This is a genomic window from Desulfovibrio sp. An276 (assembly GCF_002159665.1).
Lineage (GTDB): Bacteria > Desulfobacterota > Desulfovibrionia > Desulfovibrionales > Desulfovibrionaceae > Desulfovibrio > Desulfovibrio faecigallinarum.
Genome location: NZ_NFJC01000023.1, coordinates 1 through 23,869, shown reverse-complemented (window position 1 = coordinate 23,869; position 23,869 = coordinate 1). Strand labels below are relative to the sequence as shown.

At 56.8% G+C, this 23,869-nt stretch carries 18 protein-coding genes; 8 read left to right on the top strand and 10 right to left on the bottom strand.

Going from position 1 to position 23,869, the window contains the following annotated elements:
* Window positions 1-286 precede the first annotated feature (286 nt).
* From B5F76_RS09860 to B5F76_RS09840, 5 genes are all read right to left on the bottom strand, one after another.
* A complete protein-coding gene (locus B5F76_RS09860) occupies window positions 287-3,994 on the bottom strand; it encodes a pyruvate carboxylase (protein ID WP_087353930.1) in 3,708 nt (1,235 codons plus the stop codon).
* A gap of 38 nt (window positions 3,995-4,032) precedes the next feature.
* The gene (locus B5F76_RS09855) at window positions 4,033-4,773 is read right to left on the bottom strand and encodes a biotin--[acetyl-CoA-carboxylase] ligase (protein WP_087353927.1); all 741 of its coding nucleotides are present in this window, start codon (window positions 4,771-4,773) and stop codon (window positions 4,033-4,035) included.
* 80 nt (window positions 4,774-4,853) lie between these two features.
* Window positions 4,854-5,321 carry an rRNA maturation RNase YbeY gene (gene ybeY / locus B5F76_RS09850; protein ID WP_239407018.1) on the bottom strand — a complete coding sequence of 156 codons (468 nt, stop codon included), beginning with the start codon at window positions 5,319-5,321 and terminating at the stop codon, window positions 4,854-4,856.
* A gap of 55 nt (window positions 5,322-5,376) precedes the next feature.
* Entirely contained in the window at window positions 5,377-8,154 is a 2,778-nt protein-coding gene (locus B5F76_RS09845) for an HDIG domain-containing metalloprotein (RefSeq protein WP_087353922.1), read from the bottom strand.
* 4 nt (window positions 8,155-8,158) lie between these two features.
* Window positions 8,159-9,178 (bottom strand): PhoH family protein, encoded by a 1,020-nt coding sequence (locus B5F76_RS09840; RefSeq protein WP_087353920.1) that lies wholly within the window; start codon window positions 9,176-9,178, stop codon window positions 8,159-8,161.
* A gap of 303 nt (window positions 9,179-9,481) precedes the next feature.
* On the opposite strand from B5F76_RS09840, the gene B5F76_RS09835 reads away from it, so the two are divergent.
* Window positions 9,482-10,036, top strand: a complete 555-nt coding sequence (locus tag B5F76_RS09835; protein ID WP_204218375.1) for a TIGR04076 family protein — start codon at window positions 9,482-9,484, stop codon at window positions 10,034-10,036.
* A 75-nt stretch (window positions 10,037-10,111) separates the two neighbouring features.
* Here B5F76_RS09835 and B5F76_RS09830 read toward each other — a convergent pair whose 3' ends face one another.
* Complete coding sequence (locus B5F76_RS09830; protein ID WP_204218373.1) at window positions 10,112-10,708, bottom strand: Crp/Fnr family transcriptional regulator; 597 nt, start codon at window positions 10,706-10,708, stop codon at window positions 10,112-10,114.
* A 188-nt stretch (window positions 10,709-10,896) separates the two neighbouring features.
* Here B5F76_RS09830 and B5F76_RS09825 point away from each other — a divergent pair, with 188 nt between their 5' ends.
* The 7 genes from B5F76_RS09825 (at window position 10,897) to B5F76_RS09795 (ending at window position 19,980) form a co-directional block, all read left to right on the top strand.
* Complete coding sequence (locus B5F76_RS09825; protein WP_087353913.1) at window positions 10,897-11,448, top strand: flavodoxin family protein; 552 nt, start codon at window positions 10,897-10,899, stop codon at window positions 11,446-11,448.
* Between the two features lie 501 nt (window positions 11,449-11,949).
* Window positions 11,950-12,120, top strand: a complete 171-nt coding sequence (locus B5F76_RS14555) for a hypothetical protein (protein WP_144268458.1) — start codon at window positions 11,950-11,952, stop codon at window positions 12,118-12,120.
* Between the two features lie 351 nt (window positions 12,121-12,471).
* A complete protein-coding gene (gene lon, locus B5F76_RS09815; RefSeq protein ID WP_087353906.1) occupies window positions 12,472-14,970 on the top strand; it encodes an endopeptidase La in 2,499 nt (832 codons plus the stop codon).
* A 7-nt stretch (window positions 14,971-14,977) separates the two neighbouring features.
* Window positions 14,978-17,335: a replication restart helicase PriA gene (priA, locus tag B5F76_RS09810; RefSeq protein WP_087353902.1), complete on the top strand. Its 2,358-nt coding sequence runs from the start codon at window positions 14,978-14,980 to the stop codon at window positions 17,333-17,335.
* A 90-nt stretch (window positions 17,336-17,425) separates the two neighbouring features.
* Complete coding sequence (locus tag B5F76_RS09805) at window positions 17,426-18,637, top strand: MFS transporter (RefSeq protein ID WP_239407016.1); 1,212 nt, start codon at window positions 17,426-17,428, stop codon at window positions 18,635-18,637.
* Window positions 18,638-18,661: 24 nt separating this feature from the next.
* Window positions 18,662-19,222, top strand: a complete 561-nt coding sequence (locus B5F76_RS09800; RefSeq protein ID WP_087353900.1) for a methylated-DNA--[protein]-cysteine S-methyltransferase — start codon at window positions 18,662-18,664, stop codon at window positions 19,220-19,222.
* A gap of 35 nt (window positions 19,223-19,257) precedes the next feature.
* Entirely contained in the window at window positions 19,258-19,980 is a 723-nt protein-coding gene (locus tag B5F76_RS09795) for a hypothetical protein (RefSeq protein WP_087353897.1), read from the top strand.
* 50 nt (window positions 19,981-20,030) lie between these two features.
* On the opposite strand, the gene B5F76_RS09790 is transcribed toward B5F76_RS09795, so the two are convergent.
* The 4 genes from B5F76_RS09790 to B5F76_RS15155 form a co-directional block, all read right to left on the bottom strand.
* On the bottom strand, window positions 20,031-21,062 hold the full coding sequence (locus B5F76_RS09790; RefSeq protein ID WP_239407020.1) for a Fic family protein: 1,032 nt from the start codon (window positions 21,060-21,062) through the stop codon (window positions 20,031-20,033).
* 314 nt (window positions 21,063-21,376) lie between these two features.
* The gene (locus B5F76_RS09785) at window positions 21,377-21,910 is read right to left on the bottom strand and encodes a GNAT family N-acetyltransferase (protein ID WP_204218371.1); all 534 of its coding nucleotides are present in this window, start codon (window positions 21,908-21,910) and stop codon (window positions 21,377-21,379) included.
* 44 nt (window positions 21,911-21,954) lie between these two features.
* Window positions 21,955-23,250 carry an ATP-binding protein gene (locus B5F76_RS09780; RefSeq protein WP_087353888.1) on the bottom strand — a complete coding sequence of 432 codons (1,296 nt, stop codon included), beginning with the start codon at window positions 23,248-23,250 and terminating at the stop codon, window positions 21,955-21,957.
* 103 nt (window positions 23,251-23,353) lie between these two features.
* Window positions 23,354-23,869 (bottom strand): hypothetical protein (locus tag B5F76_RS15155; protein ID WP_204218369.1); only part of this gene is annotated, 516 nt, incomplete at its 5' end.

The window sequence follows — 23,869 nt, the reverse complement described above, 5'->3', positions numbered from 1 at the left end:
ATTATGGAACACGTGGCTTGTGATATCTGGCAGGCAATGCAGTGTGCATGCCCCTTTGCTATGCAGTCTATTCCGGTTCAGCGGAGACGGGCCAGATGGCGTTTTGAAAAAGCCGGCAAAAAGACCTGAAAAAGGCCTTGGAACAGGCTCTTTCCTTATACATGGCATTGCCGGAACTGTCCATATATATGGAAAAGCGGCAAGGCAAAAAAGGGGAGCTTACCCTTCAGGCCAAGCTCCCCCAAAAAAGCCGGCTAAGATGTTTTGTGCGCCGACCTGTCCTTTTCTAATCCTCGTCCAGCTTCATGCCGCACTTGGGGCAGAAGTGGGCCTCCGGATCCGTAAGCGGGTGGTGGCAGGCCTTGTTGGGGCACAGGCGCGGAGCCGGCGCGAGTTCCACAAGGAGCTCGCCCTCGCGCACGGGTACCATTTTCTTGTTTTCCTTGAAGTCCGCAGTCTTGAGCACGCGCTTGACTATGCCGTCAACAGGCGAGAGCACGGCCTTTTCCTGCTTCATGATGGAAACGTTGAAGATTTCCTCGCCCTTGGTCACAACGTCGCCAGGGGCCACGTACATGACCCACAAATCGCCGTTGCTCGGGCTTGGAACCTGGTAGATGTTGTTGGGATCGGCCATGGGCACACCCTTGGATCCGCCCTGGGTGGGTTCCACAAGCTGGACACCGGTGTTCAAAAATTCGGAGTCCAGAACGTAGCGCACCTCGCTTGTGCCGTCCTCGTTGGGCCTGGAGATGTGCAATATCTGCAGGGTATGGGGCTTGCCGCCGCTGTCCTGGAAGTTGACGCTCTGGCCCACCTCAAGACCCTCGAACCACACGTTCAGGGGCAGGCAGTTGGGGTTGCCAAAGCGGGCCTGGAACTGAATGGTCTTCAGGGCATCGCCCGGGAAGTTCAGATACATTATGAACTCCTCGGAGAGGGGCTTGCGCTTCAAAAGACGCGTGCACTCCTCGCGCTCCTTGTCGATATCCACGTCGGAGAGAAGCTCGAGAGGGGAGACCTCGGTGCGCGAGGCAATGGCCTTGCGCCACTCGCTGCCAAAGGCGCTCTCATAGACCCAGTCCGGGGGGAAGCCCAGGGGGAGCTTTCCGAACTTTCCGAGCAGAAGGTCGCGGAAGGCGTCGTTGCAGTCCTGGTAGATGCTTAAGCGTGCGTGGCGCATTTCCGGAGACAGGGACTTTTCCGGAGTGCGGTTCACTTCCTGCATGACTTCAAGCAGGTACTTGACCTCTTCCTCGCCGCCGCGCTTGTAGGCTGCGGTCACGCCAAGGAAGGCCGTGTTCCAGGTGATCTGGCTGCCCGGGGTCACGTCGTGGTAGCGCACAATCTGCCTTGTCTGCTCAAGGAAGCGCAGCATGTAGGGCAGAAGATGGATGTGACCCTGCTTCATGGCGCCTTCCTGCGAGGAGGAGGTGGCGCCGCCAGGCATGCCGTGCCTGACCACATCGTAGTCCACGCCGCGGAAATAGGGTGAGCAGTAGCGATCGTAGTAGGGCATGATCTGCTTGCAGACAAAGTTCGCGTCGCGGATTGCGTCGAGATCGAGCCTTGTCTTCAGTCCCAGCTCGCCCTCGAGGTAGGCCACAAGGGACTGCACGTCGCCCTGGCCGTAGCTGCGCACAGAAGAACCGAGTGCTGCGTCCAGGATGTGGCAGCCGGCAGCAGCTGCTGCACCGCAGGCAGGCACGAAGAGGCCATCGGTCATGTGCCTGTGGTAGTGCAGGACAAGTTCTGGCCACTGCTTCCTGATATCCTTCACAAGCTCAGTCATGAAGCGGGGCGGGCACACACCTGCCATGTCCTTGAGGCCCAGGATGATGTGGCGAGAGGCTTCCTTGGCACTCACGCCCATGACGCTGCCCATCATGGCGAGCAGGCTTTCTGTCACGCCAAGGTAGTGCTGCACGTCAAAGCCCTTGGCCCAGGAAAGGGAAATGGCTGGTTCGAACACGCACTCGCGGCGGTTCATGACCACTTCCGCAAAGGGGCGCATGTTCTCTGCGTGGTTCAGGAAATCGAAGCAGCGTATGATCTGGTAGTTGTCGCAGACCATCTCGCCAGTTTTCTGGGTGAGGTTGCGCGGCTGGGGCTTGTAGCCCAGAACGTTGGTGGAACGGATGAGCAGCTGCTTTAATGTCTTGGGCGCAAAGTGGTTCCAGGCCTGGGCCTCGGAGAAGGGGTAGGTCATGTTGGCCAGCATGGCCACATGGAAGTGCGCGCCACCGCCGTTCTCGATGGAGAAGTAGCCCGCGTTGTCCATGTAGGGACCGATGAGCCTGTCCTCGGCAAGGCGCATGCGGTTGCCGGTGTTGGACTGTGTCATGTCGCGGGGCGTTGTGTCCGTGAAATGGATGTAGTCGCTGTCGCGGATGAAATCGAGCAGTGCCTCGCGATCGCCTCTCGGATAGGGCGAGGGCTTGCGGCGCTTTGCGCCGTCAATGGGCGGCAGGACCGGATTGAAGGCGCCAAGGCGCGGGGTGTCCACGGAGCGGTAGGCGCCAAGGGAGACGTAGGGGTTGTAGCCGCGTGCGGAAATTTCCGCCACGAGCCTTGCCAGACGCTCGGCCTCGGGTGCCAGGTCCTCGTAGTACATGAGTTCCGGATGGTTGCCCACGAAATTGGTGGTGATTTCGCCGGAACGGAACTCCGGAGACTTTATGACCTGCTTGAAGAAGGGGATGGTCGTGCGCACGCCGCCTATGATGTATTCGGAGAGAGCGCGATCCATGATGCCCAGGGTCTTTTCCCAGTCATGGGCAAAGGCGATGAGCAGGGATCCTGCGCTGTCGTAGTTGGGCGGGAACTCGTAGCCTGCGGAGAGGTTGGAGTCCAGGCGCACGCCGGGGCCGCCAGGGGAGACGTAGCGGGTGATGCGGCCGGAGTTGGGCTCGAAGTTGTTCTGGGGATTTTCCAGATTGATGCGCACCTGCATGGCAGTATAGCTCGGACGCAGGGTCTTTTCGCTGTAGCGCAGCTCTGCCCCGAAGGCTATGGCAATCTGCTCCTCCACAAGGTCGATGCCGTAGCGGCATTCCGTGATTCCGTGCTCCACCTGCAGGCGGGTGTTCACCTCGATGAGATAGGGAGTGCCGTCGCTGGTTACGAGGAATTCCACCGTGGCCAGGGAATGGTAGCCCACTGCGCTCACAAGGCGGCGCGCGTAGTCCTTGAGCTTTTCGCGCAGATCCCTTGTGACACCCTTCCAGGGCGAGGGGGTCACTTCCATGAGTTTCTGGTTGTTTCTCTGGACAGTGCAGTCGCGCTCGTCAAAGGCAAAGACATTGCCGTAGTGGTCGGCCAGAACCTGGATCTCGATGTGGTGCACGTCGGTCAGGAACTTTTCCACAAAGAGATTGGGGTTGCCGAAGGAGGCCTGGGCCATGGTGGAGGCCTTGAAGAAGGCGTCCTCCAGCTCCTCCTCGTTGTGCACGGCAAAGATGCCGCGGCCACCGCCGCCGCCTTCTGCCTTGAGCATGATGGGAAGGCCAATCTCCTGGATGATCTTCCTTGCGGTCGGCACGTCCACAGCGCCGTCGGAACCGGGCACAACAGGAATGCCGAGGCGTTTTGCGACTGCCCTTGCCTGCACCTTGTTGCCAAGGAGGTTCATGGCCTCCTCGCTCGCGCCGATGAAGACAATGCCTGCCTTGCGGCACAGGGCCGGGAAGCGGCTGTCTTCCGAGGCAAAGCCCCAGCCGGGGTGAATGCCAACAACCCCTTCCTGCTTGGCAAGGGTCACGATGGTGTCGATATCCAGGTAGGCGCGGGGATCGGAACCGAGCAGAATGAGCTCCTGGGCTGTGGCTGCCGAAGGCGCTGTCTTGTCCACATCGGTGGCTGTCATGGCTGCAATGGCATCGAAGTGCTCACGGATTGAGCGGCAGATGCGGCGAGCGGGAATGCCCCTGTTCGCCACCAGAATTTTCTTTCCCCTTAGGTACTCCTGAACATCCTTGAACGTCTTGTTTGCCATCACGTCTCCTAGTGTGTGCGCATTAGAGCCCCACAGGACTAGCCTGCGACCCTGATGCTCCCGCTTAAAAGGGCCAATGTTCTTCCCTGCGCTTCCAGAAGAAGTTCCCCCTTGAAACCTATTCCGCGCAGAATGCCCTCTACCCGCTCGTCCCCGTCTGCAAGAACAACGCGGCGGTTGCGCCACAAAAGCAATTCCTGCGCGGGAGTGTGCCAATCGTAGGGGGCATAGTTGTGACTGTAAGAGGAAAAAAGATGATTGACAAGCTTTTTCCACAGCTTTGCGGTTGGGATGTTTTTCACATGACCCTGCGGATCGTTTGCCAAAAGGGACGTTGCCTTGAGTGCATGATCGGGCCTCAGCATATCGTCCGAAGGAGCGTGAAGCACGTTTATGCCAATGCCTGCCACAAGGACATTTTCCCGCTCTTCGAGAAGAATGCCGCAAACCTTTCTTGCCTCGCCAAGGGAATCTGCAAGGACAAGGTCGTTTGGCCACTTCAAAAAACAGGCAAAGCCCTCTGCCCGAAGGGCGCAGGCCAAAAGGACACCCAGGGCCACGGCAGCCTCGGTGCCAGGGAAGGGACCTTCGAGTGGCAGGCGCAGGGCGGCAAAGATATTGCCCTCGGACGAGTCCCAGCTTCTTCTGTACTGCCCCCTGCCGGCTGTCTGGCGTCTGGCAATAATACTGTCGAAATCGTTCAGTCTGTGCGCCCATTCGGGTTTTCGTACCTCGTCGAGGACGCTCGTCACGGTGTCGAGTTCGTAGACTTCAGGCATGCCTTCCCCCCCCCTTGTGTTGTGTTTTGTTCGCGCGCAAAAAAAGGCCCCGAAGGCTCATCCCCTCAAGGCCGCACATTCTATCCAGCTGCCCGAAGGCCGCTCAAAAGCTCCTTTCCCGCACTCTCTATCTCTTCCTGGCAGCGCCACATGTGCTCTCCGTGGTCCAGGCCGCAGACATGGGCCAGGCCATGGGCAAGAAGGCGCACCATATGATCCACGGGTGTCTGGCCATAGAGTACGGCCTCGCGCAAAAGCTGCGCCACGTCCAGGGCAAGCTCTGCCGTGCCCTCCCCGTCCGGAAAGGAGAGGATATTGGTCGGCCCTGGCACACCCATGGCAGAACGGTTGAGACCTGCCATCTCCCTGTCCGTCACAAGGGCCAAAACCACCCCCTTTGGAACCTCCGGCAAAAGCCCCTCTTTGTGCAAGGCCAGCGCTTTCCGGCACATGGACGAAAGCAGTGGTTCAAGGCTGCGTCTTGCCAGGGGAAGCTGCGCGCAGGACAATGCCTCGTCGCAGACAACCTCGATTTGTGTGTCCGTCATGACAATATGGGCGCTCCCTCGCATGTACCGAGCGGGAACCCTCCTCCATACATCTCTATTTTCCGTGCTTGCCAAGGAACCCAAAAAGCTTGCCTTGTGGCTTCTCGTTTTTGGCTGGCGCTTCCTCCGGCTGTGGCAGGGTCAAAGGCTGTGGCCCGCACAAGGGTATCCCCTTCCCTCTTGCCGCGTGGTAGGCGCCATCCTCGTCGAGGCACTCGTCCTCTTCAACCTTCAGGGTGAGCAAAAGGGGCTCTTCTTCCTGCCCGTTCTTCTCTGCCCTGTCTTTCGCAGCCTTTTCCCTTTCGGTCTTCGCCTTCTCGGCCTTCTTGCGCTCTGCAGCCGAGCAGGGCATGGGGCCTGTCAGGGGCTTTTTGCCATTGCCGTTGCCATTGCCGCTGGCCTTTTCCGGCTGTGCCGTGTGCTCATCCCCGGACTTTTCCAACTGGGGCTGGCTTTGTGCCTGTGACGGGGCTTGCTCCTGCGTCTGGGGCTGTCTCGGTGGTTGCGCCTGATGCTGTACCTGCGTCTGGGCCTTGCCCGGCTCAGGCAGTGGCGGAATGGCTGCTGCTGCCGAGGCCAGGGGGTGTACGGCCTCTGGCATGGGCACCTGCTGGGTACCCTGCTTGTTGGCCTCGGGGTAGACTATGCGGTGGTGGAAGATGCCTGTCAGAACCTTCTGGAAGCTTTCCGCGAGCTTCGTCAAATCGCGGAAGGTGAGTTCGGATTCGTCCAGCTGACCCTCGGAGAGGATGCCGTTGATGATCTTGTCTATGTGGGCTCTCAGCCTTGTTGGCGTCGGATCCGTCAGCGTCCTGCTCGAGGCCTCCACACTGTCCGCCAGCATGAGAATGGCCGCTTCCCTAGTCTGGGGCTTGGGGCCGGGATAGCTGAAGTCCGCCTCGTTGGGGTTTTCGCCCAGATTCACGGCCTTCTGGTAGAAGTAGCGCATGACGCGCGAGCCGTGGTGCTGGCCTATGATGTCTATGATCTCCTGGCCCAGGCCATAGCGCTTGCAGATCTCAACGCCCTTTTTCACATGGCTTATGATGATGAGCGCGCTCATGGAAGGCGAAAGCCTGTCGTGCTTGTTCGGGGCCCCGAACTGGTTCTCCACAAAGTACTGCGGGTACACAAGCTTGCCGCAATCGTGGTAGAGGGCCGCCACCTTGCACATGAGGCTGTTTGCGCCAATGGCCTTGGCGCCTGCCTCGACCATGTTCGCCACCACCAGGGAGTGGTGGTAGGTGCCGGGTATGGTCACCATGATTTCCTGCATGAGGGGCTGTTCGAGGTTTATGTATTCCATGAGCTTGAAGCGCGTGGAATAGCCGAACAGTGTCTCAAGCACAGGCGAGAGCGAGAAGAAGAGGATGAGCATCATGACAGCGTTGATACACACGGCTGTCACAAACATGGGCAGGGCGCTCAGGGGCTGTGCTTCCACCAGGACTACGCCGCAGATGAGCAGTATTTCCCCGAGGATGATGGGGAAGATGTTCCACACCGCATCCTGACGGCTCACCGTATTGCTCACAAGCCAGGTGGCCAGCATGGAGCTCAAAAGGTGGAAGAGCGCCATGTAGAAGGAAAGCTCAAGGGCCAGGGCAGCAAAGACGGTGAGCAAGAGCCCAAGGGTCACGTAGCGCCTTGCCGAGAAGATGGTCGCAACAAAGCCCACTGCGCCAGCCACCGGGAAGGCTATGTTGAAGGCGTCCGCAAGGGTGGACGTTGCCGCAAGCTGTCCCAAGGCGTGGACACCCTTGGCGCCAAGGGCTGTCAGAAGCGAGACTATGGACATGAGCGCCAGATCCTTGGCGCGGATGACTGAGCCAGGCTTTCCGCTTGGCGAGAGGAAAAAGCCCACGGAGATAAAAAGGCAGATGAAGAAGGATCCCAGGGCCTGCTCCCAGTCGAAGGGGACTACCGAGGCCTGGAACATGGCCTGGATCTTCATCTGCTGCTCGGCTGTTATGCGATCGCCCTTGCGGGCAATGAGCTCGCCTCGCTGGATCTGGTAGTAGATGGGCTCAACCTGGGCCGCCACTTCCGAAGCCCTGTGCTGGGTAGCTTCCTGGTTCAGGGTCAGCGTGGGCGGCATGCTGGCTGCAAGGATGATATTGATGGCCCTGCGGGCGTTATGGCTCAAGGTAGCGTCGCCGCGTGCCAGGGTGGAAATTTCCGTCAGAAAGGACTGCACATCCGGCAGCACGGAAATTTCGGGACGCAGCATCTCTGTCTGGGTGTCCAGATTGCGGATGATGACCCCGCTTCTGCCTACGCGCGCGCTGCGCAGATCTCCCACCATGCCTTCGGCAAGGCGATCGCGCAAAAGGGGCAAAAGCTTTTTCAGAACAAAGCCCTGAGTGCTCGCAAGGCCGAACTGGGGCAGAATCTCCTGGGCAAGCTCCTGGCCTATGTCCGCAGCAAAGCTGGCCGAGGGCTGCATCTGGTTTTCCCTGGCCGGTGCCCCGTTGTATTCGCGCATGAGCGCAATAAGCCTCTGCTCGAAGAAGATGTAGGGCTCCATGCTGAAATCGTAGACAGGCGGCTGCGAGAGCATGACCTGCCTGCGCCTAGCCTCTGTGGCTGTGGTGTCCTCCACGAGCATGTAGCGGTCTGCCACCACGTCCGTGTCCGCCACATCGCCAGCCATGTAGACGCGGGAGCTGCTGCCAAAGTCAAAGGCCAGGAAAAAGCAGATGAAAGCCAGGGACAAAATGTAGAACACGACTGCCCGTGCGCAGTCCCTGTGCGCCTCAATGGTACGTTTTACAGCCAAAGTGCAGGGGTTGGCAGACTTTGCAAAGCTGTTCTGCCTGCTCTTGATGGACATGTCCTTATCCTTGCAGAGTGCCTTGTGCCTTGCCGGCGGGCTCTTCTTGCGCCCTGTCGTAGGCTTCCACGATGGTGCCTACCAGAGGGTGGCGTACCACGTCGCTTTTGTTAAAGGTGTGCACAGCTATTCCCGGCACCTTGGCGAGCACGCGCAGGGCCTGCACAAGGCCAGAGCGCTGGCCGCCGTTGCCGGGCAGCATGGGCAAATCAATCTGGGTGACGTCCCCTGTCACCACCATGCGCGAGCCAAAGCCCATGCGCGTCAGAAACATCTTCATCTGCTCCTGGGTGGTGTTCTGGGCCTCGTCCAGGATGACAAAGGCGTCGTTCAAGGTCCTTCCGCGCATGAAGGCCAAAGGCGCAATCTCTATGCTGCCGTTTTCCAGCATGGAGCTCACCTTTGCCTGGGGCAGCATGTCGTGCAAGGCGTCGTAGAGCGGACGCAAGTAGGGATTGACCTTCTCGGCCAGATCCCCTGGCAGAAAGCCGAGCCTTTCCCCTGCCTCCACTGCAGGCCTTGTCAGGATAATGCGCTTGACCTGATGCTGGGCAAAAAGGGAGAGGGCCATGGCAACGGCAAGGTAGGTCTTGCCGGTACCGGCCGGTCCCACGGCAAAGACCAGGGAGTTCTTGCGCAGGGCCTCCAGATAGGTCTTCTGGGCAAGGTTGCGGGCCGTGACCGTGCGCTGTGGCGTGTGGATGAAAACGGCCTCGCGAAAGACCTGCGCCAGGGCAACGCCGGGATCGTTCCACACCATGTCCCAGGAACGCAGAACGTCTTCCTGAGTGATGTTCACACCCTGCCGGAAGAGCTCGTACAGCTGCAGGAAAAGGCTTGCAAGACATTGCCTGCAACGGGGATCCGGGGACTCTACAAGCACCTTGAGGCCGCGGCTCGAAATGCGGGCCCCGCTGGCGTTTGCCAGAAGTTCCAGGTTGGCGTTGTTGGGACCAAAGAGAAGCTGGGCCAGGGACGGATCGTCAAATTCGACCAGTTCGGCCATGAATGAACTTTCTGCCATGGCACTGCACTACTGAAAAATGCGTGTCTTGTCCATGCATTTTTGGCTTGTGGCAAAGCCAAGGACAGGCCTTGCATGCATTCTCTGCGGGATCCCAGCCCACGCATCCGCAAAAATCCGTCCTTCACTGGACGAAGTCCCGGGTCTGATCTGGCAGCTAGGGCCTTTTCGCATTTTGCCTGCCTTGTGCTTCAGCTGAAGCAGAAGGGGACAGGGAGAATCGATAGGGTGCTGCCATGGACGAGGGATACTTTCGGGCAAGATTGTCCGCAATCCGGGACTTCCTCGTCATGGAGACGTTTCATGGACAGACGGGATTTCATCATTCAGGCAGGAGCCCTTGGGCTCGGCTGTGCCCTTGCGGGCAGGGGGACAGCCTTGGCAGGCGAAACAACACCATCGGCAAATGCGGCAAATGCGGCAGCTGCCGCGCAAGCAACCAGTGGAGGAAAAGTCATGAATCACAAGGTCATAGTCATAGTCACTGTCATCGACAAGAAGATCTATCCCGAACTGCAAAAGCAGTATTGCGCAGATCCCAATTCCGGCCCCTGGCCCTGCTACAATGTGGGCGACACCTTTGTCTTCGAGAGAAACAGCAACAATGACCATTTCTGGCATATGGGACTCAACACCCTCACGAAGACAACGGCTGATCCCAGGACCGTCGCAGGCGGGCCTGCCATGCCCTTCTGCTCCGAGGTCTGGGACGCCATCTCCCGCTACATCTATGCCGGTCTGCAGGGCGGCTCCATTATGCGCGGCTGGATGAAGAAGGAAAACGAGATGATCACCTGCTGCAACGACGGCACAAGGCCCGTGATCTTCAAGATTGAGCGCGTCGACGTGGAAGAGTAGCCGGACGGGTTCAGGTGGCTGATACAGCGACCTTGCATGTTGTGTCTGAAGCGGCAGCGAGGAATGCAGCCCTGCTCAGGAAATCCTTGCCTCGTCCGTGCACAAGGCCGCCAGGGCAGGAAGGTCGCTTATCGTGATCCTGCCCCTTGTGGTCGCGAGAATGCCCTGCCCTCGCAGCCAGGTCAGCTCCCGTGTGATCTGTACCCTGCTCATGCCAAGGATGTCCGCAATATCCTCCTGGGTCATTTCGATGACGAGACCCGAGTTGGCAGGCTGATGCATTGTGAGCAGATACAACAGGTTGCACAGCTTCACCCTGGATGAATTGAATTCCTGGTGGAGGGATTCGAAAAGAAAGCGGTTCACAATCTTCGCGTAGGCGTTCACTACGCATTTCGCAAGATCGCTCCTTGACGCAAACATTGCCCGAAACACTTCTACGGAAAATTCCAGAACCCGGACCTCGCACAAGGCCTCAATCACGAGGGAGAGCTCAATCCTGAAATCGTTGGTGTGAAAGCCCGGCAGCATTGTCCCTGGCCCCTGGAAGCAGAAGAGCCTGCGCCGCCCTGTCTCGTGTAGGGCGTAGCACACGCTTGCCCCGGAAACGTAGTAGTTTACCCTGTCGTAGGGCTGCCCCGGTTTCCAGAGCAGATCGCCCTTGCCGTACACACGCTCCGTGTGCGGCTGAGAGCGAAAATACGCTTCAAACTCGGAGAATTCTCCGGCAAAATGGAATCTGGGCGTGAGTATCTGCCAGCACCTCTAAATCACTGTATCACTTTCCTGCATATCCGGCAGGGGCGTGCCTTGTGAAGCCCTTTGGCCGAAGCCTTTCCCTGCCATAAGGAGTAGTTTCAATGCATATCGTAGTCCTTACCGGCAGTCCGCACAAAAATGGCGCCACCGCCCTGCTCGCGGACAATTTTATTGATGGCGCCACAAGCGCCGGGAATACTGTCTTTCGTTTTGATGCGGCCTTCGAGTGCGTGCACCCCTGCATTGGCTGCGACACCTGTCAGGGCGGCGCCAACCCCTGTGTCTTCCAGGACGACATGCAGCGCCTGTACCCCGAACTCAAGAAGGCGGACATGGTGGTCTTTGTCTCGCCCCTCTACTACCACTCCATGTCCTCGCAGATCCGCATGGTCATCGATCGCTTCCACGGGATCAACAACGACCTTGTTGGCTCAAAGAAGCGGACCATGCTCTTCATGAGTGGCGCAAGCGTAGTGCCGACTGTCTTTGATGGCGCAATCAAAACCTATCGCGAAACCGCAAAGTATCTTGGCTGGCAGGATTGCGGCGTTCTTCCCTGCTTTCACTGCAAGACGCGCGAAGACATGGAAAGAACAAACTATCCAGCAGAAGCCTTCAAAATGGGGCGAATCCTTGTCGATGGACCCAGATAGATACCCCAGCCTTTCTGCTCCCCTGTGGGTCTGCGATCACGAAATCAAAAACCGCGTCGTGGTTCCGGCCATGTCGAACTAACGAAATGTTCGTCGCCATGGATCTGTTTCTATTTTGTCAAGTTGAAGATTATACTCATAAAATAGTTCTATCTGGTAGTATGTATTTAAATAACTTCCTCATATTTCACCAAGATAATATAGAGAAAAAAAACTAAAAAACTTTTGTAATACAATACTATTGCTTAAGATAAAGTTACGAGTGGAAAATACCATTTCTACTTTGGATAAATTCTGTACTAAAAAGTTCATCAATATATGTCAAAAGTTGTTATTGTCTACTTCGATGGCTTGTGCAGTGTAGATATGCACCTTATTGAAGCAAAAGAAAATACAAAATATCTCTGGTATTTTATGCTTTCTGATGATTTTTTTGAACAGACAACAACAGCAGGTTCACGTACAGTTTTTCATAAGATAAACTAGAAAGAATTTTTACGCATTCGCGTGCGTATTCCCTCTCTTGCCGAGCAACAAGAGATCGTCCGCATCCTCGATGATCTTCTTGCGAAGGAACAAAAGATCCGGGACACAGCCGAAGCAGTCCTTGCGCAAATCGAACTCTTGAAGAAATCCATCCTTGCCGGGGCCTTCAGGGGAGAGCTCTGCTAGAGGGTAAGACTGCGCAAGGCCTCTTCCATACCCCTTTGCGCGCTGGCCCATGCCTTTCATATTCTTGCCCAAAAATGCGAATTTCCCCCTGCAGTGCCTTGTCCCATTCTTTCCAATGCGAGGAAAATAATCAGATATTCCGGACTCTTGGCACGATTTTGCCCGCAAATCCCCAAAAATCCGGCTCTTTTGAGCCGGATTTTCATTCATTGCCTTTCAGGAAGGGAATGTCTATACCCATTGGCTCAGTCTGTTGCTGTCCGGCACAGGGATCATGAGCCGCAAGCCGATCCTCTCCCGCACTGTTGCCGGTAGCTTAGCCAAACCCAAGCCACGATTTCGAGGAACCAAATGGTCAAACCCACAGTCCGACAGAATGCCAAGCCAGCCCCGCAGGAAATGCCTGTTCTGCCGGTTGTCGATATTGTCATCTTCCCCCTCTCCATCGTTCCCCTCTATATAGGAAGGGAACAGAGCATGCTCGCTGTGGAGAAGGCCCACAAGACCAAGAGCCCGATTTTCCTGACCCTGCAGAAAAATCCCGGCCTCGAAAAAGTGCGCAATGGCGAAGACGTGCACACCATTGGCGTAGCCTGCCACATCGTGCAGCTCTTCCGCATGCCAGACGGCACCATCAAGGGCCTCTTCCAGGGGCTGTATCGTGCAAGCATCCGCAACCTGAGCCTTGCCAAGGGTTATCCCACAGGCCTCATAGAGCGCCTTGAGGACAAGGTCGACAACGTGCCCCACATCAAGGCCATCACGGACCTCATCCGCGAGGCCATAGAAGAGCTTGTGCGCAACGGCCAAAAGCTCGGAAAGACCGGCCCAGAGACCCTGCGTCCCATATTGCAGCAGGAGGATCCCGCAACCCTTGCGGACTCCCTGGTCTCCAGACTGCCCATCACCTATCAGCAAAAGCAGAAGATCCTGGAACTCCTCGATGTGGGCCAGCGCCTGGAGGAGATCTATTTCCATATTTCCAACGCCAACACCGTGTCCATCCTGGAAAAGCGCATCAAGATGCGCGTGCGCGAGCAGATGGACAAGACCCAGCGCGAGTACTACCTGACCGAACAGATCAAGGCCATCAACAAGGAGCTTGGCCGCGATGTGGACGTCATGGAGGATCTGAACAACCTCGAAAAGCGCCTGAAGGAAAAGGATCTGCCAGAGGCAGCCAGGGAGCGCGGCCTTGCCGAGGTCAACAAGCTGCGCAGCATGAGCAGCATTGCCCCGGATCACACCATCTTGCGCACCTATGTCGAGTGGATCCTGGATCTGCCCTGGAACACGCTTTCCAAGGTGGACATCGACCTTGCCAAGGCGAGGAAAATCCTTGACGCCAACCACTACGGCATCGAAAAGCCCAAGGAGCGCATTCTCGAATACCTTGCCGTACAAAAGCTCTCAGGCGGCATCCGCGGTCCCATCCTCTGCCTCGTGGGCCCTCCAGGTGTGGGCAAGACATCCCTTGCCAAATCCGTTGCCGCAGCCACAGGGCGCGAGTATTTGCGCCTCTCCCTTGGCGGCGTGCGCGACGAGGCGGAAATCCGCGGCCACAGGCGCACCTATATCGGCGCCCTGCCGGGCAAGATTTTGCAATCCTTAAAGAGGGTCAAGTTCAACAACCCCCTCTTCTGCCTGGACGAGATAGACAAGCTCAGCATTTCCGAGCGTGGCGACCCGGCAGCTGCCCTGCTCGAGGTTCTGGATCCGGAACAGAACAATACCTACATGGATCACTACCTCGACCTCGACTACGATTTGAGCAAGATCTTCTTCATCACCACCGCCAATTCCCTGGACACCATTCCCGGGCCCTTGCTCGACCGCATGGAGGTCATAGAACTCAACTCCTACCTTGAGACCGAGAAGTTCCACATTGCAAGGAATTTCCTCATTCCCCGCCAGATCGAGGAAAATAGCCTCAAGCCCGAACAGATCGACATCCCGGACGAGACCATCTACGCCATCATCCGCGACTACACGAGAGAGGCTGGTGTGCGCACCCTTGAGAGGCGCATAGCGAAGCTTTGCAGGCGCACTGCAGTGCAAATCCTCGATTCCGGAAATCCCGATTTCGTGAACAGGGTGGAGCCCAAGGATCTGGCAGGTGTCTTCGGTGCAGCCACTGCCCACCACGACAGCCGCGAGGAAAAGCCCTGCGTCGGCGTGTGCACTGCCCTTGCCTGGACGCCCATGGGTGGCGACATCCTCTTTGTGGAAACAAGCCTCATGTCCGGTACAGGCATTGTCTCGACCACAGGCAAGCTGGGCGAGGTCATGCAGGAATCCGCCAAGGCTGCCATGACCTATGTGCGCGCCCACGCCCAGGACTTTGGCCTTGCCCAGGACTTCCACAAGAAGATCGACATCCATGTGCACGTCCCGGACGGTGCCACCCCCAAGGACGGCCCCTCGGCTGGTATCACCATTGCCACTGCCATTGTCTCGGCACTTTTGGGCATTCCCGCGCGCCACGATACGGCCATGACAGGCGAGATCTCCCTGCGCGGCCGCGTCCTTCCCATAGGTGGCCTGCGCGAAAAGCTCCTTGCTGCCAAGAGGGCCGGCATCTTCAACGTCATCGTGCCTGCAGCCAACAAAAACGACGTAAAGGATGTGCCTGCGGACATCCGCGAGGGGCTCACCATCCACTACGTCGAGACCGTGCGCGAGGTGCTGCCCCTGGCCCTTACGGCAAGCGAGCAGGAAATCTACTCCGGCAGCGGCACCTCTTCTCTGGCAGCCAGTCTGCGCGAGGGCGCAGAAGAAAAGCCTGCACCCAAAAAGCGCAGGACCTCAACCAGGCGCACTGCCGCAAAGGCGGACGAGGCTGCGGCTTAGGCACCCAGTGAACGCTCTTGTCACCCTGCTTGAGCCGCCCTACGCGGATCTGACCTATTCCCTGCCAAAGGCCTTCCCGGAAAACTTCTGGAAGGAAGGCCTCAGGGTTGCCGTACCCCTGGGCAGAGGCCCCTTGAGGCCAGGGATCGTCCGTGCTCTCGATGTTGAGGCTCCGCAAGGGGTAAGGCTGCGCGATATTGCCTTCCCCCTGGAAGTAGTCCCCATCCTCAATCCGGGACTTGTGCGCATTCTTGAGGCTGTGGCAAGCCGCCAGTGTCTGACAGTGGGGCTTGCCATCTCCCAGCTTGTGCCACTCACGCGTGACATGGGTGTCAGAGTGCGCAGACTCGACATCAAGGGACGCGAGGGAACGCTTTCCCTGAAACAGGCAGCTGCCCTTGGGCCAGGGGAGAAGAAGGCCCTTGTGCAGGAGCTGCTCTCGGGTCGCGCCCTGCTGGTTCCGCCGCACAGGGATCCTGCCAAAAGCGAACGCGTGGAGCTCATCGTCTCCCCGCCCTGGCCAGTGCGCCCTGCAGCCACAAGGCAGCGCGAGGCCCTGGAATACCTCATGTTCCACGGCACAACCAACAGGCGCACCTTCATGCGGGAGCTGGGCGAGGGAGCTTCCCAGATTGTGCAGGCCCTTCTGAAACTCGGCTGCATCCGCATTTCGTCCGAAGAGGCGGAAAACCGCATAGAGGAATTGGGAGCACAGCTTCTTGTGCCCTCGAAAAACATTACCTTCGAGCTCAATGCAGACCAGAAGGCAGCTGTGGACGAGCTCAACGCCCTGGTTGACAAGAACGAGTACGCCCAGCGCCTGATCTTCGGGGTCACTGGTTCCGGCAAGACGGCTGTCTACACCACTGCGGCAAGGCACTGCCTTGAGAACGGCCGCAGTGTCCTGCTCCTTGCCCCCGAGGTTGCCCTGGCCCACAAGCTCAGAAACGATCTGAGCACTGCCCTTCCGGGCAAGCGCGTTCTCTTCTACCACGGCTACCAGGGCTCAAGCCGCAGGGAGGCCACCTTCAGGGCCCTTGCCGAAAACCATGAGCCTGTCCTTGTGGCAGGCACAAGGTCCGCTCTCTTTTTGCCCCTGCAAAACGTGGGGCTCATTATCCTGGACGAGGAACACGACGCCTCCTTCAAGCAGGAGGATCGCGTGCCCTATCAGGCCAAGGAAGTGGCCTGGCTCAAGGCCCGCCAGGAGCGCGCTGTCCTTGTGCTCGGATCCGCGACTCCGGACATCCGCACCTGGCACGCTGCCTGCGAGGGCAAGATCGGGGTCTTGCGCATGCCAAGGCGCATCTCGCAAAAACCCCTGCCGCCAGTGGAGCTCATCAACATGGGCAGACGCCGCATCATGAGCGAGGAGGAGACCTTGCTTGCGCCAGAGTCCCTCAAGGCCATCGAGGAGACAGTGACGCGGGGCGAGCAGGCCATTGTCCTTCTGAACCGCAGGGGCTTTGCGCCGCTCATCTACTGTCCGGACTGCCGGACAACGCTCACCTGTCCCAACTGCGCCGTGGGCCTTTCCTTTCACCGCAGCGAAGGCAGGCTTCTTTGCCACTACTGCGGCTACAGCCTGCCCTTCCCCGCCCCCTGCCCCAACTGTCACAAGATGAACTTCATGCCCATGGGCGAGGGCACGGAGCGCACCACAAACTACCTCTCTGCCCGCTTCGGCCATGAGGTATTGCGCTTCGACAGGGACAGTACCAGGCGCGAGGGCGCCATGGAGGAACTGCTCACCCGCTTTGCCCGCCACGAGGCCAATATCCTGGTGGGCACGCAGATGCTCTCCAAGGGCCACCACTTTCCGGACGTGACTTTGGCCATAGTCGCCGACGGCGACCTTGGCCTTGGGCTTCCGGACTACAGGGCTGCAGAGCGCACCTTTCAGCTTCTTGTACAGTCCTCAGGCAGGGCTGGCAGAGGCTCCAGGGAGGGGCGCGTCCTCATACAAACCAGGGACGTGAACCACTACTGCTGGAAATACGTGAAGAGTGCGGACTACGAGGGCTTCTACGAAGAAGAGCTTGCACGCCGCAAGCGCTACCGCTTCCCGCCCTTCAGCCACGTGAGCCTCATTCGCTTTTCCTACGAGCGCAACGATCCTCAAGGGTCCGAGGCCATGACTGCTGCCGAAACCTGGATTCGGGCAAAGGCCAGGGAGCGGGGCATACCCCTCCTGGGTCCTGTCCAGTCGCCCATAGCCTTTATTGGCAACCGCATGCGCTACCAGTGCCTTCTGAAAACAGACGAGTGGGCCTGTGTGCGTGCCCTCTACGCGGACCTTCTCCGCGTTCCGGAAGTGGCCAAACTCAAAGTCTCCCTGAACCTCGACCCCTACTCCATGCTTTGACGATGGGCCGGAAAGGGCGTAGGCAGATCCTTCACGGCCACGCAAAATGGGACAGGGACATCTACCCTGTGTGGTCCAAGGGAGGGCATCATGGACACACAAGCGAACAAGGCGAGCAGCCAGCCAGACGGCAAGAATGAAAGGCAGATGGACAAGAAGAAGGTCTTCCTGCTTTCCGGAGGCCACCTTTCCTGCGACATCAATACTGGTGCCCTGCCGGCAGTCATTCCCTACCTGCAGGAATTCTACGGCCTCACCTACCAAGCAACGGGCAACATCATGTTTGCCCAATCCCTGATCTCGGCTCTCACCCAGCCCCTGTTCGGGCTTTTGAGCGACAAATTTACCAAACCCTGGCTTGCGCCATTGGGTGTCCTTTTGGCAGGCCTTGGCCTCACCCTGACAGGTCTTTGCTCCAACTACTACGCCATGCTGGCAGCTGTCGGCGTGTGCGGCGTAGGCTCCTCCCTCTTCCATCCCACGGCAGCCCGCCTTGCCAACCAGGTGGCAGGCACCCACAAGGGCATGGCGCTCAGCATCTTCTCCATAGGCGGCAACGGTGGCTTTGTTATAGGGCCTCTCATTGCCGCGGCCCTTCTGGCCTCCTTTGGCCTTGGCGGCACGCTCTTCTTCGGTATCCTAGGTGTTATCACTGCCCTTTCCCTTGTCTTCGGCATCATGCACATGTCCATGCCGCAAAAGGCTGCCCAGGGAAAGCCCGAGGGTGCTGCGGCCAGACCCAACAACTGGAAGCAGTTCAATCGTCTGACCGTTGCCATCATGACGCGCAGCATTGTCTTGAGCAGCGTACACGCCTATCTGCCCCTGTACTGGATGCATATCTACGGCCAGAGCAAGACGGCTGGCGCTGTAGCAGTGACCATCTTCGGCCTCGCCGGTGTTTTGAGCAACATAGCCGGTGGCTTCATCTCGGATCGCAAGGGACGGGCCCGCGCCCTGCATCTGGCCTTTGTGCCCATGGCGCCTGCACTCTTTCTCTTCAGCCTTGCAGACAACATGATCCTTGCCTGGATCATGCTGCTTGTCCTGGCCTTCAGCCTCTACTTTGCCTTCAGCACCATGGTGGTTTTGGGCCAGCAGTTCCTTGCCCGCAACATAGGCTTTGCCTCTGGCGTCACCCTGGGTTTGAGCACCGCAGTTGGCGGCATCAGCGCGCCCATCATTGGCTGGATTGGCGACCACTTCGGCCTTGTCACCTCCTTCCAGGTCATGGCAGGCCTTGCCGTCATTGCCACAGTGGTCACCTTCTTCATTGACGCCAACGCCAACGAGGCGGAGTAGGCTGGTGTTTGCCCGGAGTCTGCCATGGCTATCATCAACAGTTGCATGGTTACTTCCAATGAACAAGAAAAGACTACCGCTTCTCCGAAGAGAACTTCAGGCCGCTTTCGCCTCTTTGAGTACTCCTATGATGTGCCTCTCCTGGGAACCATTACCATAGGATGCAGCAAAAAGGGCCTGCGCTATCTGCGTAGCAGGCACTACAAGTATCTGCCTGAACCGGCCAACAGAGAAGAGCTTCCCCTGCTGCGTGAAGCTGCGATTGAGGTCACTGCCTATCTCAAGGGCGAGCTGTACTCCTTTGCGGATCTTCCCCTCGATCTCAAGGGCACCGAACTGCAGCGCGCGGTCTGGAAGCACCTTATGACCATTCCGCGCAGGGAAACGCGCACCAGCACCGACCTTGCCCAGGAAATGGGCAAGGAGAACTGTGTCGGAAGCGTGGGACACTGCATAACGGCAAACCCCTTGCCCATAATTGTCCCCTGCCACAGGGTGATCTATGCAGACGGTTCCTTGCGCGAATCCCCTCTTGGCCCCAATGTCACGCGTCTCTTGCTTGCTCTTGAGGGCTATGCGCCCTAACCATATAACTAACTCTCCCAAGGAGAACACAGTCCATGTCCAGATATCTCTACATCACCGATGTCTACTGCCCCTGGTGCTACGCCTTCGGACTTGTCTTCGACAAAGTCCTCGCCCGCTATCCAATGCCCGTGAGCGTCTTGTGCGGAGAGCTCGTAAGCCCCGGCTACACCATCGACGATATGGTCATGGAGATGCCGAACATCCGGGCCTTCTTCAAGAGGCTGCAGGACACTGCCGGCCGCGGCGTAGGCAAGGCCTACCTTGACCTTCTCGAACCAGGCAAGGGCAGCATGAGCATGGATAGCCGCGCCATGAGCGTTCCCGTGGCAGCCCTGCGCCGCCTTGATCCCGGCAGGGAAAGGGAACAGATTGAGGCTCTGCAAAAGGCCTTCTATCAGGACGGCCAGGACGTTCTCGACCCCTATGTGCAGGCAAAGGCCTGCGGCGTGGACGAGGAGGCGCTCATCCTCGAATGCTCCAAGAAGGAAGTGCAGGAACAGGCCGAGAAGGACAGGCAAAGGGCCGTGGACATCCTGGGCGACTTTGTCATCTACCCTACCCTCTTCCTTGAAAGGGACTCTGGAGAGCGCGTCCTGCTTGCCAGAAGCTTCACGGACTTAGGCACAGTCCTCACCCGCCTGGAAAAGGCCCTTGAGGGTTCTTCCCAAACGGATGCATACAGGAAGGAGGCTTCTGCACAGGACGCATCCGAAGGACACGGACACGGCTGTGGACCAAATGGATGCAGGCTGTAGAAGCACCCTATTTCGATATCCGTCCCATCGAATTGGAATAGGAAAATGTTCTAGTCGTTTCTCGCAAGGATACTCAAATACTCCGTATAGGCGAATATACGATTTCTGGCCTTGTGTGTCGTTTCATTAAGAATTTTCATAGAGACCAGATTGTCTACGCAAATTCTTGCTGTTCCTGTACTGATACCAAGTGCTTCCTTTACGGACTTGACTGTTACAATCGGATGAAAATTGATATAAGTAAATAGATCAAGTGTCTTTTGCTTGCATTTGACACAATTTTTTATTGATACAATATTTTTATTGTATATATCTTTCAGCAGAAAAATTGTGCTTACTGCATCAGAGGCAGATTTATTGATTGCTTCCAGAAAAAACAGTATCCATTGTTCATAATTTCCGTTTTCGCGAACATTGCTCAGTTTTCCGTAATACTCCCACTGATTTTTTTTCAAAAAATAAGACACATACAAGACTGGACTGTGCAAAACATCCCACTCCATCAGGCAGAGGAGAATGAGAAGCCTGCCCAGACGACCATTGCCATCCAGAAAGGGATGTATGGTCTCAAACTGGTAATGCACCAGGGCTACCTTGATAAGTGGATCTGTACCGTCATCCTCGTTGATGTATCTTTCCAGTTCCGACATGGCATTCCCCATGTCTTCGACATTCGGAGGAACGTAGCGGGCATCGCGCAGGGAACATCCGGCAGGGCCAATCCAGTTTTGCGATCTGCGAAATTCTCCCGGTTCCTTGTCCGAGCCACGGACATTGTTGAGAAGTTCCCTGTGCACCTCTCTCAACAGCCTGTTGCACAGGGGAAGTTCCCTGCGTCTGGACACAGCGTACTCTACAGCCCGCACATAGCTTGCGACCTCTGCCACATCAAGACTGACATTCTCCTCCACATCAGCCGCGAGCACATCCTCAAGCGTGCACTGCGTACCCTCAATCTGGGACGAAAGAAGCGCTTCCTTGCGCAGATACATGCAGAGAAAAAGCTGGACATCGGGAATGTGGCGGACAAGGGTGTCCAGCTCGGCCAGATTTCTGCTGGCCTGTCCCAATTCCCGCGTCATGTGCGCATTCATCTCAATCCCCGGGACAGGAGGAAGAGGTGCCGGTCTGTAGGATTTGTAGGCCAGATCTCCTGCAAGATTGCGTACCATCTCTCCCGCTCTGTTCATGATACCCTCCTTTTTTGTCGCATACAGAAAATCTCAACGCCTTTGTGTCAAAAAATATTCTATTTTTTTGACATAATACAAGATAATACTCACCTATACGTCAATGGTGGCCTATTTTTTTGCGTCAGATGCAACAGGGAAGGGGGTACTGCAGGACACAGTCATTGGAACTTTCTCGCAGACCTTTCGTTCTTTTGTGCGGGCTTTCAGCCCTGCAGCTTCTTCTCAAGCAAAACCAACTGTACGCCGGCGATGTTGTTGAACGTGCAGGGCAGGATGGCGATCTCCTTGTAGCCCTGCTTTTTGTAGAAGGTCCTGGCAGGAACATTCAGGGCATTGGTGTCCATGCGCAAATAGGGACAGCCGTTCTTCCTTGCGTAGTCCTCGTAGAAGCGCACAAATATCTTTCCAAGGCCCTGGCCCTTGCGCAGCGGATCGATGACCAGGGTGTGCAGGACCATAACCTGTTCGTCCGCAGCCTCATACTGCCAAGGAGCGTCCTTGTAGACGTCCACCTGGATCTGGTTGATCAGGGCAGAGCCCGCGATCTCCCCGTCCACTTCCAGGACAAAGATGTCCCCGCGCTCAAGGGCTGCCATGGCCGTGGCTCTGGTTGGGTAGACAGCACGCTGCCATCCGGTGGTGACAGGGCCCTGTTCCTCCACTGTGTGGATGCGGTCGTAGATTGCCTTTATGGCGTCCAGATCCTGGGCATTTGCCTTGCGTACAAGCTGGTTCACGATATTCCTCCAGGGGCTTTTTTTCGAATGTTGGGACATGTGACTTACAGGCAAAAGGCAGCGTACAGGGGCATGGAGCGAAGGTTGCCAGTTTGCCCAAAGTTTTTCAGGGAAAGGCGGATATTGTACGCTGGATTGTACTTGCCGCTGAACACGTTGAGGCTGCGCGAGCGTGTGTTGAGTCCGCTCTTCACCTCGATGCCGACAATGTCCATATCTCTTTGCATGACAAAATCGATTTCAGCTGTACTGTCGCTTTCCCAGTAGAAAAGTGCATGACCTCTGGCAGCAAGCTGTTGGGCAACATAATTCTCCGCCACAGCACCCAGGAACTGGTTTTCAATCCCAGAAAGAATGAGCTGTTGGGGTATTCCTGACTGTTGCATCAAAAGTCCTACATCCCCCATGTACAGCTTGAAACTGGAAAGCTCCATATGCACTGAAACGGGCACATATGCATGGCTGATCTTCTGGCATTTGAGCACAAGACCTGCCAGGGTCAGCCATTCTATGGATTCCCCGAACAGGGCAGCGCTCCCTCCCTTGCGCACAACCTTGTACTGAAACTTCCTGTTTTCCTTGGCAAGCTGGGCTGGAATGGACTGGTAACAGGCTCGAATCTTCACGCTCTCCGATGCTGTGGCGTACTTTGCCATATCCGCCACAGAAGCATTGACGATTTGCGTCTGGGCGCTCGCCGCATCGAGAAAACTTTTTTCTCGCGCAAATGCATTCACACAGGCTGGCATTCCACCCACAACAAGGTATTCCCGATAGAGTTCTTGGGCCACCTTGTGCAAACCTTCTGGCAAGGATTCCAGGGTCTCGCAATGGGAGCGAATCTCGTCTGCAAGACTCTCCCTTCCCCTTGCCCACAGATACTCCTCAAAATCGAGTGGATAGAGGGCAAGTGTTTCCACCTTGCCCACCGGAAAGGAATACTTTTCACGATTCACCGCAACGCCAAGAAGACTTCCGGCAGCAGCCACATGAAACTGCGGGGCCTCCTCGCAAAAGTACTTGAGCGACGTCAGCGCTCGCTCGCAGGATTGTATCTCATCCAGGAAAAGCAGGGTCTTGCCCGGACGTATCTTCTCCCCAATTGCCGACTCAAGATAACGGATCAGATGCTGCGGAGAAAGATCCTCCGCAAAGATGGAAGCTGCTGCCTGATTGGCCTCAAGGTTCACATAGGCAACATTCTCGAAGTGTTCTGCGCCAAACGCACGCAGAATATAGGTCTTTCCCACCTGCCGTGCGCCGTTGAGCAAAAGCGGCATTCGCTGGTCGTCAGACTTCTCTTTCCACGCCAAAAGGTCTGTCTCGATTCTCCGTCGCATACTGTTCTCCCCTACTCCCCATACCCTGTCTGACATGGGTGTGCCCCTGGATTGTTCATGTGCAAAATAGCCTGTATTGACAGTTATCTCAAGAAAAATCAGTTCAAAATGATTTTTTCCGAGATAATGATGTAAATCGGCTAAATTGAGCCAAACATTCTTTTTGGAGATAACTCATCAGAATCAAGTTAATCGGGCTGATCCGAACCGTTCCAAGCGTCCTACCGGAAGTATCTGCTCTTTGGTCCTGCGACCGTGAGATCGTCCAGATGTACCTAATAGGCACATCAAGGTAGTTCAGGGTCTCGGTGTCATTGATGGGAGCTACGTCAGGCTTGTCGAGCTGAAGATACACGCAATTGTCCCGTATGAATGCGCGGGTGAAATCGTATTTGCCAAGAGCCTCCAGAACTCTACTCAGCTCCCTGTTCATGGTTGCAGCTGCGCCTGCCACAAGGAACACAAGACACTCGACAACAAGCATACATTTCCTTGCCATATTCTCTCCCACCTGAACTTTGCATGAATTTATACTAAGAATAAATTTTTCTCTGAAAAAACAAGCGGTTTTGTGAAAAAGCCGCTTGTTTTTTACCGGTATTTCTAGTATAATTATACT